An 11,220-nucleotide genomic window follows, 5' to 3' on the forward strand; every position below is an offset into this window, starting at 1 on the left:
ACGGCCGGTAGCGGTGCTCGGGCCTCCCTGCGTGGCCGTAGCGCAGGTGGAGCTCGATCGAGCCGGTGTCGGCGAGATGGGCGAGGTAGCGCTGCGCGGTGGTACGGCTGATGCCGACCCGGTCGGCGATCTCGGATGCCGACCAGTCCGGCTCGGGGCCGGCGAACACGGCCCTCACGAGCACCATGGTCGCCTCCGAGCAGCCCTTCGGCAGGACGCTCGTCGCGTCGATCCCGCGCATCGACCCGAAGATCCGGTCGACCTCACCCTGCTCGACCTCGCCCGTCGACCGGGTCTGCACCCAGAGCTGCCGGTAGACGTGCAGGCGCTCGGCGAGAGCACGGAAACGGAACGGCTTGACCAGGTACTGCACGGCTCCTCGCTGCATGGCGAGGTGCACGCTCGGCATGTCCCGGGCCGCGGTCACCGCGATGACGTCGGGATGCCGGCCCGCCCCCTCCCGGAAACGGGTCAGCAGCTCCAGCCCGTCGACATCGGGCAGGTAGAGATCGAGCAGGACGAGGTCCGGGGCGCGGGTCCGAACACACTCGAGTGCCGCGGTGGCGGTGTGCACCGTGGCCGTCACCCGGAAGCCGGGCACCCGGCCGACGAAGTCGGCGTGCAACGCGGCGACCCGGAAGTCGTCGTCGACCACGAGCACCGAGATCGCGTCCGGGCTCACGGCCCCGCTCCGCGCAGGACGGCGTCGGCCGTCGGCGACGGCCCGCGGGGCGTGGGGACGACGACCCGGAAGCGTGCGCCGGGGCGCTCCTCGACCTCGATCGATCCGCCGAGCTGTCCGACGAGCTGACGCACCAGGGCCAGCCCGATGCCCCGCGCCCGACCGCCGGGAACGAGCTTGGTCGACCAGCCGCCGGTGAAGATCGACGCGGCTGCGCCCGCGGGAATCCCCGGTCCGCTGTCGGCCACCTCGACGACCAGCTCCCGCTCGTCGTCCGCGAGCACGACGGTCACCGACGGAATCTCTCCCGCCCCTCCCCCGGACCCCGCCGCCTCGATGGCGTTGTCGATCAGGTTGCCGAGGATCGAGACGAGCGCGTCGACGGCGGCGTCCTCGACGGCCACGCGCGCGGCCGCCGTCACCGTCAGCTCGACCCCGCGCTCACGGGCGACGGTCGACTTGGCCAGCAGCAGCGCGACGATGCGCGGGCTGTCGATGTGCGCCTCGAGCGTGCTCGCGACGCCGGAGGTCGCGGTCTCGATCTCGACCGCGTACCCGATCGCGTCGTCGTAGCGGCGCATCTCCAGCAGCCCCGACATCACGTGCATCCGGTTGGAGAACTCGTGCTGCTGAGCCCGCAGCGCATCGGTCAGGCTCCTGACCTCGTCCAGCTCGCGCAGGGCCGCCTCCAGCTCGGTCCGGTCCCGCAGGGTGACGACCGATCCGAGATCGCGCCCACCGTGGGAGACCCGCACCCGGCTGCCGACGAGCAACCGCCCGTCCAGGAGCACGAGGCGATCGGCGGCGTCGCCGGGGTCCCGGAGCAGGTCGCGGAGGTCGCCGTCGGGCAGGACGTCCTCCACGACGCGGCCGCGGTCCGCCGGTGACGTGCCGAGCAGTTGGTGGGCCTGGTCGTTCATCAGCGAGAGGCGGCCGGAGGGGTCGACCGCGACGACGCCCTCCCGGATGCCGTGCAGCGTCGCCTCGCGCTCCTGCAGCAGCCCGGCGATCTCGTCGAGCTCGAGCCCGAAGGTCTGCTGCTTGAGCTGGCGGGCGAGCAGCACCGCGGCGGCGAGCCCGACGGCGAGGGCCACCGCGAGGTAGACGGCCAGGTTGACCAGCTCGTCGCCGGCCTTCGCCGCGATGGCCGTCTCGACCACGCCCGTCGACACCTCGCCGACGACCGTGCCGTCGGGCGCGAGCACCGGCGCCCTGCCGTTGGCCGAGCGGCCGAGGCTGCCGAGGTCGACCCCGACGTGGGGGGCGCCGTCGAGCGCGACCACCGGCTCCTCGATCACCCGGCCGATCAGGGCCGCGTTGGGGTGGGAGTAGCGGACGCCGTTCCGGTCGATCACGACGACGTAGGAGGCGCCGGTGGCGCGGGCCGTCCGCTGCGCCAGCTCCTGCACCCCCGCGGGGTCGCCGGCGACGAGGGCGGCCTCGACCTGCGGGGTCGACGCGACCGCCTGGGCGATCGCCAGCGCGCGTTGCTCGTACTGGTCGTCGAGCTCGCTGCGGGCGGCGCGGGCCCAGAGGAAGAACCCGATCAGGCCGGCGAGGAGCAGGACGCCGACATGCCCGACGAGCAGGCGCGCGGACAGGGTCCGACGCCTGCGAGACCACCGTGGTCCTTCCACCGCGACAGTGTGCACGCCGACGGGGCCGCAGCCACCCCCTCCGGCCGTACGGACCTGTGGGCGATATGGGCACAACGCCGCCAACGCGCGTTCGGCCGACCCTACGGGCAGAACATCGGCGTGCGGCGGACAGCACTCCACGATGGCCTCCGACTGAGAGCGCGGTCACACCGACGGCGCGACGAGGAGGTTCGGATGGCGATGCCGGCACAGACGATGTCCATGTTCGGAGGCGGTGAGACCGGCCCACCGGCGATCGAGCTGCGTGGCGTGTCGAAGGTCTTCGACACCTCGGGCGGTGGGCGCTACCAGGCGCTGCGCGACCTCGACCTGACCGTCGGGGCCGGCGAGTTCTGCGCGGTGGTCGGACCCACCGGGTGCGGCAAGTCGACCACGCTGACACTGGTGGCGGGCCTGGAGCGGCCGACGACCGGGCAGGCGCTGGTGCACGGCGAGAACGTGAGCGGCATCGGCTCCGATGTCGGCTTCGTGTTCCAGAACGACGCCGTCTTCCCGTGGAAGACGGTGCTCGACAACGTCCTGGCAGGCCCGCGGTTCCGCGGCAGGCCGTCGGGGCAGTCCCGGGTCGATGCGCTCGACTGGCTGCGCCGGGTGGGCCTCAACGGGTTCGAGGACCGCTACCCCCACCAGCTCTCCGGCGGCATGCGCAAGCGGGTGGCGCTCGCCCAGAGCCTCATCAACGAGCCGCGCATCCTCCTGATGGACGAGCCGTTCAGCGCGCTCGACGTCCAGACGCGGGCGATCATGTCCGACGAGCTGCTCGCGCTGTGGGAGCTCACCCGTCCGGCCGTGGTCTTCGTGACCCACGACCTGGAGGAGGCGATCGCGCTCGGGGACAAGGTCGTGGTCCTCACCGCCGGTCCGGCCACGGTGAAGGAGATCTTCCCGATCGACCTGCCGCGACCGCGGACGGTCCAGGAGATCCGCTTCGACCCCGCCTTCGTCGCGCTCTACCAGGACATCTGGCACGCGCTGCGCGACGAGGTCGACGTCGCCTACTCGCGGACGACCACCGCCACCGTCCCCGTCCGGGGTGACGCATGACCACCGTCGAGCAGACACCCGCACCGGCCGCCGTCGACGGCGACGCCCCTCGCCGGGGCAGCTACACCACCGCGGTCTGGACCGGCCGCGCCGTCGTCCTGGTCGTCGTTCTCGGTGGCTGGGAGCTCTTCGCGCGGCTGGGCCTCGTGGACCCGTTCTTCTACGGCGAGCCCAGCCAGGTCATCGGCCAGATCGTCACGTGGGTGCAGAACGGCACCGCGCAGGGCTCGCTGTGGGCCCAGATCGGCGTGACGATGGAGGAGACGATCCTCGGCTGGGTGATCGGCGTCGTCTTCGGCGTCGTCTTCGGGATCGCCCTCGGGCGGATCCGCTTCCTCTCCGATGTGCTCGGGCCCTACATCAAGATCATGAACTCGATCCCGCGCATCGTGCTGGGCTCGATCTTCATCGTCGCGTTCGGACTCGGGCTCGGGTCGAAGGTGCTCCTCGCGGTCGTGCTCGTGTTCTTCGCCGTGTTCTTCAACGCCTTCCAGGGCACCCGCGAGGTCGACCGCAACCTCATGGCCAACGCCCGCATCCTCGGCGCCTCTCGCTGGCGGGTGACCCGCGAGGTCGTCCTGCCCTCGGCCTTCACCTGGATCATCGCCAGCCTGCATGTCAGCTTCGGCTTCGCGCTGATCGGCGCGATCGTCGGGGAGTTCCTCGGCGCGCAGCAGGGTCTCGGGCTCCTGATCCGTACCGCCCAGGGCACGTTCAACGCGAACGGCGTCCTCGCCGCGATGGTCATCGTCGCCGTCGTCGCCCTGATCGCCGAGGGCCTCATCACCGCGCTGGAGAAGAAGATCCTCCGCTGGCGGCCGCCGGCGCTGAGCGGACCCGACCTGTGACACCACCGATCAACCACCCCCGCCCCACCCCGATGTCAGAGAGGACACCGTCGTGAAGAAGTCCCTGGTGGCCGGAGCCGCCGTCGCTGCACTGGCACTGACGCTCAGTGCCTGCGGATCCGGAGCAAGCTCGTCCAGCGCCAACCCCAACAACATGTCGATCATGGTCGGGGGCCTGGACAAGCAGATCTACCTGCCGTTCATGCTCGCCGAGAAGCTCGGCTACTACAAGGACGCCGGACTGAACGTGACGCTCTCCGACGAGCCCGCCGGCGTGAACGCCGAGACCGCGATGCTCGCCGGGCAGGTCGATGCCGTCGGCGGCTTCTACGACCACACCATCGACCTGCAAGCGAAGGGTCAGGCCACCGAGGCGGTGGTGTCGATGCTGCAGGTGCCAGGCGAGGTCGAGCTCTGCCGCAGCGACCTCAAGGGCACCATCTCCTCCCCTGCCGACTTCAAGGGCCGCAACCTCGGGGTCACCGATCTCGGCTCCTCCACGGACTTCCTCACCCAGTACCTCGCGCAGAAGAACGGCGTCTCGCCCACCGACACCACCCGCATCGGCGTCCAGGCCGGTCCGACGTTCATCGCGGCCATCGACCACAAGTCGATCGACTGCGGGATGACCACCGAGCCGACGGTGTCCAACCTGATCAGCAGCGGCAAGGCCTACATCATCGACGACATGCGCACCGCCGACGGCGCCCGGAAGGCCCTCGGCGGCGCCTACCCTGCGACGTCGCTGTACCTGCGGACCGACTTCGCGAACTCCCACAAGGACGAGGTGCAGAAGCTCGTCGGCGCCTACGTGCGCACGCTGAAGTACATCCAGACCCACACGGCGGCAGAGATCACCGACCAGATGCCGGCCGACTACTACACCGGCGTCGGCAAGGCCGCCTACACCGCGGCGCTCGACAGCGAGAAGGGCATCTACAACCCGACCGGACTCATGCCGTCCGACGGCCCGGCCACCTGCCTCGCCGTCCTGCAGGCCAACACCGACGTCGCCGGCAAGAAGCTCGACCTCGCCACGACCTTCACCAACGACTTCGCCCAAGCCGCTCAGAAGCAGTGACCGAGCAGCCGTGATCCGCGCCGGGAGCCCGAGCAACGGGCTCCCGGCGCGCCACCATGGGCAATGGTCGTGCTGTCCGAGCCCACCGGCCGGTCCGGACCAGTCGAACCTCGCAGATCCGGCGCCGAACGCCCGATCGTCGCGCCCGGTTCACCGACCGGCCATCTCATCGCTCTTCCTGAGCCAGCATCGTCACTCATGGTTCCTAACAGCGGTTACGTGAGCCGCAAAACGGACCCGGATGAGGGAGATGGCTGTGACGAGTAGTCATCGTCGGCGGTGGGTCGCCGGCACGGTGGTGAGCACGGTGGCGGCGGTGGTCCTCGCGGGGTGCGGCAGCTCCGCGGGGTCGGCGCCCGCCGCCTCGGGAGCCGGGTCGGCGGCTCCGGCGGCCGGGACGGTTCCGCTGGTCGTCTACTCCGCGCAGGGCTACGACGCGCCGGTGACCAAGGCGTTCACGGCCGCGACCGGGATCCCGGTGAGCCTGGTCGACGACAGCACCGGACCGCTGCTGACGAAGGTGGCCGCCGAGAAGAACAACCCGCAGTGGGGCCTGCTGTGGGTGGACGGCGACACCGCGTTCGCCGCGCTGGACAAGCAGGGCCAGCTGCTGGACTACACCACGCCCACGCCGCTGAACGCGGTCGGGAAGGCGCTGGTGCCGGCCGACCACTCCTACGTGCCGGCGAGCACCACCGTGATGGCCGCGCTGATCTACAACGCCGCCAGGACGACCTCGGTGCCGACGAGCTACCAGGACCTGCTCGGCCCCGCCTACAAGGGGCTCGTCGGGATGAACGACCCGGCCCAGTCGGGCCCGACGTTCCCCTTCGTCGCCGGTCTGATGAACCAGCTCGGCGGCCAGACCGGTGGCGTGACGGCCGGTGAGAACTACCTGCGTGCGCTCAAGGGCAACGGGCTGCACGTGTTCCCGACCAACGGCGACACCCTGCACGCCCTGGAGACCGGTCAGATCACCTACGGGCTGATCCAGAGCTCCGCGGCGAGCGGCGAGGTCGCGAAGGCGCCGAAGAGCGCGGCCTACGACCCGAAGATCGTCTACCTGCCGCGGTCGACGCTCCTGCCCGCCGTGATCGGCATCGACAAGGGCTCTCCGCCCGCGATGCAGACCGAGGCGAAGAAGTTCGTCGAGTTCGTCCTCTCCCCCGCCGGCCAGCACGCCATGCAGGCCGGCGACCCGACGGGCGACTCGCTGTTCTGGCCGGTGGTCGACGGCGTGACCCCGCTGCCGGCGCTGCCCGCGTTCCCCGCCGGCTACCAGAAGATCGACCCCTACTTCTGGGGACCGCTGGAGGACCAGGTCAATACCTTCTTCGACGCGACGATCAAGTAGGGCTGCCGTGACGACGACCGTCGAGCGGCCGATCGAGCGCCGGGCCGCCCCACCGGCACCGCGCAGCGGGGCGTGGCTGCGCTGCGCTCCGCTGCTGGCCTTCTGGGTGCTCGTCGTCGCGATCCTGGTGGCGCCGATCCTGCTGTTCCTGCTGGTGGCGTTCTCGCCGCGGCTGTTCGAGCAGGGGCCGCAGTGGTTCACCCTCGACGGCTTCCGGGAGGCGCTGAGCGGCACGCTGCTGCAGGGGCTGCTCAACTCGCTGCTGGTGGGGCTGGCGACCGCGGTGATCGCCGCCGCCGTCGGCTTCGGGGTGGCGTGGGCGGTGGCCCGCACCGACGTCCCCGCCCGGCCGCTCTGGACGGCCACGATGTTCGGGCTGCTGCTCGCGCCGTCCTACCTCGTCGCCCTGGGCTGGGAACGGCTGCTCGAACCCGCCGGCGTTCTCGAGCTGCTCGGGCTGGACGTCACCGCGGCACGCGGGCTGTTCTACGGGCCGTTCGGCGTGGTCGTGGTGCTCGCGGTGAAGGGCGTCCCCTTCGCCTACCTGGCGATCTCGTCGGCGCTGCGGGGACTCGGCGAGGAGCTCGAGGCGGCGGCGCGCGTCCACGGCGGCGGGCGGATCGCCGCGCTGCGCATCGTCGTGGCGCTCCTGGCTCCGGCGGTGTGGTCGGCGCTGGCGATCGTGTTCGCGGAGTCGATCAGCGACTTCGGGGTGGCGGCGACGCTCGCGAACGACGCCCACTTCCCGGTGGCCACGTTCACGCTCTACGACGCGGTCGACAGCTTCCCTGTGCGCTTCCCCGTGGCGGCCGCGGTCGGCTGGATGCTGATGGGGCTGGCAGGGCTGGCCCTGCTCGCGCAGTCCCGCGCCCTGCGCGGGCGCAGCTACCGCGTCCTCGGCGGGCGCAGCAGGCCGGCCCGGCGGCACCGGCTGGGTGCCCCGACGACGGTCCTGACCGTGGCCGGGCTCACGGTGGTGGCGCTCGTCGGGCTCGGGGTGCCGGCACTCGGAGCGGTCTCGGCGTCACTGATCGACGGGCTCGGGTCGCTGATCGGCAGCCACGGCCTGACCCTGGCCAACTACGAGCGGGTGCTGGCCAGCCCCGCGCTGCGCGAGCCGCTGCTGTACTCGGCCCGGCTGGCCGCGATCACGGCCACGGCGACGGCGGTGCTCGGGGTGGCGGTGGCGCGCATCCTGAGCACCCGCGGCACCCGGATCAGCTCGCGGCTGCTCGACCTGCTGCTGCTCACCGCGGTGGCGCTGCCCGGCATCGTCTTCGCGGCGGGCTACATCTTCACCTACAACCTGCCGTTGATCAACGGGCTCGGGATCCACCTCTACGAGACCACGACCCTGCTGGTGCTGGGGTACCTGGCCACCGCGCTGCCCTCGACGTCACGGGTGCTGCTGGGCAGCGTCGGCCAGGTGCAGGAGTCGCTGCGCGAGGCCGGCCGCGTCCACGGCGCGGGCGCGACCGCGTCGTGGCTGCGCACCGTGCTGCCGCTGCTGGCCCGGCCCCTCCTCTCCGCCTGGGTCCTCACCTTCGCCGGGACGCTCCTCGAGCTGCCCGTCTCGCAACTGCTCTACCCGCCCGACCACCCGCCGGTCTCGGTGGGCATCACCAAGGCACTTGCCAACTACGACTTCGGCGGCGGCACCGCGATGGAGGTCAGCGCCGTGGTGCTCGCACTGGCCGTCGCCGCGGTGGTCTGGGGCGGGTTCCACCTGCTGGCCCCCGCCGGGTGGCGCCGCATCGGGAGGACACGTGACTGACCACGTTCACACCGCGCGCGAGCGCGACGCAGGCCCCGGCCATGCGGTGCGGGTCCGCGAGGCGGTCAAGCGCTACGGGCCCGTGCACGCGCTGGCCGGGATCGACCTCGACGTCGCCGCCGGCCGGTTCCTGGTGCTGCTCGGGCCGTCCGGGTCGGGCAAGTCGACCCTGATCCGGACGCTCGCCGGGGTGGAGCGCCTCGACGACGGCCGGATCGAGCTCGGCGGCAGCGTCATCAGCGACCGCCGGCGGCACCTCGCGCCCGAGCGCCGTGACCTGGCGATGGTGTTCCAGGACTACGCGCTGTGGCCGCACCTCACGGTCGCGGGCAACGTCGGCTACGCGCTGCGGCGACGCAGGCTCGCCGCACCGGAGGCGGCCCGGCGCTCCGCGGAGGCCCTCGAACGCGTCGGCCTGGGCGCGCTGGCCGATCGGTACCCCCACGAGCTCTCGGGTGGCGAGCAGCAGCGCGTCGCGCTGGCCCGCGCGGTGGTGGCACGCCCCGGACTGCTGCTGTTCGACGAGCCGCTGTCGAACCTCGACGCCGACCTGCGCGAGCGACTGCGGGTGCAGATCTCCACCCTGACCCGCGACAGCGGGGCGACGGCGGTCTACATCACCCACGACCAGTCCGAGGCGTTCGCCCTGGCCGACGTCATCGGTGTCCTCGACCGCGGCACGCTCGTCCAGCTCGACCGTCCGGAGGCCGTCTACGCCCGGCCGGCCACGCCCTTCGTCGCGCGCTTCACCGGGCTCGCGGGCGAGCTGCCCGGACGGGTGGTGGCCACCGACGGCGACGACGTCGTGGTGTGCGTCGCCGACCGGCGCCTGCGCAGCCGCGTGGTCGGCACCGTGGGCATCGGCGACGAGGTGACGCTGGCCGTGCGGCCGGCCGCCACGACCGTCCTGCCCGCCGACGTCCCGGCGCCCCACGGCTCGCTGGCCGGCACCGTCGTCGACGTCGCCTACCGCGGCCGGGGCTACGACCACGTCGTCACCGGCCCGGCCGGCACCCTCGCCGCCGTCTTCGACCAACGCTCCCGGCCCCGCGGTTCGACTGTCGAGATCGCCCTGGACCCGGCGGGCTGCGTGGCCTACCCAATTGCTCCGACTCGATGTCACACTACAGATGTAACAGTTGTTAGTATCGCGAGCTGAAGGAGGGATCGATGAGCAGCGGTGCTTTGTTCCTCGCCGTGTTCCTGGCCTGCGTGGTCGAAGCGGTGGAGGCGTTGACGATCGTGCTGGCCGCGGGGACCGGCCGCGACTGGCGCTCGGCCGTCACCGGCGTCGTCGCGGGTGTGGCGGTGCTGGCGGTGGTCGTGGCCGCGCTGGGGCCTGCGGTGACGGCGATCCCGCTGGGCGGCCTGCGGCTGGTGGTCGGCGGGCTGCTGCTGATCTTCGGCCTGCAGTGGCTGCGCAAGGCGATCCTGCGCGCGAGCGGGCTCAAAGCCCTGCACGACGAGGACGCCATCTACGCGCGGGAGCTGGCTGCGGCCCGGGCCGCCGCGCCCGGGCGGCGCGGCATGGTCGCGGATTGGTACTCCTTCACACTGTCGTTCAAGGGCGTCGTCCTCGAAGGCCTCGAGGTCGCGTTCATCGCGCTCACGTTCGGCGCCAACCAGCAGAACATCCCGCTCGCGGCGATCGCGGCGCTGTCCGCGATCGTCGTCGTCACCGTCGCGGGCATCGCCGTCCGCGCACCGCTGGCCCGGGTCCCGGAGAACACCATGAAGTTCGTCGTCGGCGTCATGCTGACCTCCTTCGGCATCTTCTGGGGAGCGGAGGGGGCGGGGGCCGTGTGGCCCGGCGCCGACGCCGCGCTGCTCGTCGTCGTGCCGGTCGTCGCGCTGTTCGCGCTCGCGCTGGTGGCGACGCTGCGCAGGGCCGTCACCGCGCCCGGGGCGGTGGCGTCGTGATGCGGCACGTCAGGGCCTTCGTCGCCTTCTGGTACGACTTCATCGTCGGCGACGACTGGCGCGTCGCGGTCGCGGTGGTGGCCGCGCTGGCCGTCACGTTCGGCGTCGCCGCCGCCGGGATCCCGGCCTGGTGGGTGCTGCCCGTCACCGTGGCGGTCCTGCTGCCGCTGAGCCTGTGGCGGGTGGCTCGGACCGCCCGCCGGCCGAGCTGAGCACGATCGGGGCACCGGGGCGACGCCGCCCGCCACGCCGCAGCAGCGAGACTGTCGCGGTGAGCGGAGACGACGACCCGGTGGCCGCGACCGACACCGGAGCGCAGGGCGGATGGCTGGTGCTGATCTACCGGATCCCGTCCGAACCCACCCGGCTCCGCGCCGCGGTGTGGCGGCGACTCAAGGGACTGGGGGCGATCTACCTGCAGAACTCGGCGGCGGCGCTGCCGGCCGGCCCCTCCGCAGAACGCGCCCTGCGGCTGTTGCAGCGCGAGATCCTCGACATGTCGGGCACGGCGTCGCTGCTCGCGTGCTCGGTGCTCGCCGGGGAGAAGGAGATCCGCGCAGCGTTCCAGGGCGCCCGCGACGACGAGTACGAGGAGATCGTCGACAAGTGCCACGACTTCGTCGCCGGCATCCGCAAGGAGTTCCGCCAGGAGCACTTCACCTATGCGGAGCTCGAGGAGAACGACGAGGACCTCATCAAGCTGAGGAACTGGTTCGCCAAGATCAAGGACCGCGACGTCTTCGGCGCCCCCGGCAGGCAGGCGTGCGAGGAGGCACTCGCCATCTGCGAGAAGGAGCTCGAGGGCTACGGCGCATGGGTCTACGCCGGGGAATCCGACGGGGCCTGAGCACCACCGTGG

11 protein-coding genes are annotated in these 11,220 nt (G+C 72.0%); 9 read left to right on the forward strand and 2 right to left on the reverse strand.

Annotated features, from left to right (window positions below; all coding sequences use genetic code 11):
- A partial coding sequence (locus tag JWR81_RS00185; RefSeq protein WP_297645018.1) for a response regulator occupies positions 1-682 on the reverse strand: 682 nt, incomplete at its 3' end.
- Entirely contained in the window at positions 679-2,319 is a 1,641-nt protein-coding gene (locus JWR81_RS00190) for a sensor histidine kinase (protein ID WP_297645021.1), read from the reverse strand. The genes JWR81_RS00190 and JWR81_RS00185, both read right to left, overlap by 4 nt.
- Before the next feature lie 195 nt (positions 2,320-2,514).
- On the opposite strand from JWR81_RS00190, the gene JWR81_RS00195 reads away from it, so the two are divergent.
- The 9 genes from JWR81_RS00195 to JWR81_RS00235 all read left to right on the forward strand — a co-directional run bounded on the left by JWR81_RS00195 (position 2,515) and on the right by JWR81_RS00235 (position 11,208).
- Entirely contained in the window at positions 2,515-3,384 is an 870-nt protein-coding gene (locus tag JWR81_RS00195; RefSeq protein WP_297645024.1) for an ABC transporter ATP-binding protein, read from the forward strand.
- Positions 3,381-4,232, forward strand: a complete 852-nt coding sequence (locus JWR81_RS00200; protein WP_297645028.1) for an ABC transporter permease — start codon at positions 3,381-3,383, stop codon at positions 4,230-4,232. The genes JWR81_RS00195 and JWR81_RS00200 overlap by 4 nt, the downstream gene beginning before the upstream one ends.
- A gap of 52 nt (positions 4,233-4,284) precedes the next feature.
- Entirely contained in the window at positions 4,285-5,313 is a 1,029-nt protein-coding gene (locus tag JWR81_RS00205; protein WP_297645031.1) for an ABC transporter substrate-binding protein, read from the forward strand.
- Between the two features lie 256 nt (positions 5,314-5,569).
- Positions 5,570-6,667 (forward strand): extracellular solute-binding protein, encoded by a 1,098-nt coding sequence (locus JWR81_RS00210; RefSeq protein ID WP_297645034.1) that lies wholly within the window; start codon positions 5,570-5,572, stop codon positions 6,665-6,667.
- A gap of 7 nt (positions 6,668-6,674) precedes the next feature.
- Positions 6,675-8,441 (forward strand): hypothetical protein, encoded by a 1,767-nt coding sequence (locus JWR81_RS00215; RefSeq protein ID WP_297645037.1) that lies wholly within the window; start codon positions 6,675-6,677, stop codon positions 8,439-8,441.
- Positions 8,434-9,600, forward strand: coding sequence for an ABC transporter ATP-binding protein (locus JWR81_RS00220; protein WP_297645040.1), 1,167 nt, complete (start codon positions 8,434-8,436; stop codon positions 9,598-9,600). Before JWR81_RS00215 ends, JWR81_RS00220 begins: the two co-directional genes overlap by 8 nt.
- Before the next feature lie 11 nt (positions 9,601-9,611).
- Positions 9,612-10,361 (forward strand): hypothetical protein, encoded by a 750-nt coding sequence (locus JWR81_RS00225; RefSeq protein ID WP_297645043.1) that lies wholly within the window; start codon positions 9,612-9,614, stop codon positions 10,359-10,361.
- Positions 10,358-10,573, forward strand: coding sequence for a hypothetical protein (locus JWR81_RS00230; protein ID WP_297645046.1), 216 nt, complete (start codon positions 10,358-10,360; stop codon positions 10,571-10,573). Before JWR81_RS00225 ends, JWR81_RS00230 begins: the two co-directional genes overlap by 4 nt.
- Positions 10,574-10,632: 59 nt before the next feature.
- Positions 10,633-11,208, forward strand: coding sequence for a Chromate resistance protein ChrB (locus JWR81_RS00235; RefSeq protein WP_297645049.1), 576 nt, complete (start codon positions 10,633-10,635; stop codon positions 11,206-11,208).
- Positions 11,209-11,220: the final 12 nt, after the last annotated feature.

The sequence above is a fragment of the Pseudonocardia sp. genome (assembly GCF_025965585.1).
GTDB lineage: Bacteria > Actinomycetota > Actinomycetes > Mycobacteriales > Pseudonocardiaceae > Pseudonocardia.

What these genes read in the sequence shown, in the direction of transcription:
- JWR81_RS00195 (WP_297645024.1), top strand. Translation starts at nt 2,515, where the DNA reads ATGGCGATGCCGGCACAGACGATGTCCATGTTCGGAGGCGGTGAGACC.
- JWR81_RS00200 (WP_297645028.1), top strand. Translation starts at nt 3,381, where the DNA reads ATGACCACCGTCGAGCAGACACCCGCACCGGCCGCCGTCGACGGCGAC.
- JWR81_RS00225 (WP_297645043.1), top strand. Translation starts at nt 9,612, where the DNA reads ATGAGCAGCGGTGCTTTGTTCCTCGCCGTGTTCCTGGCCTGCGTGGTC.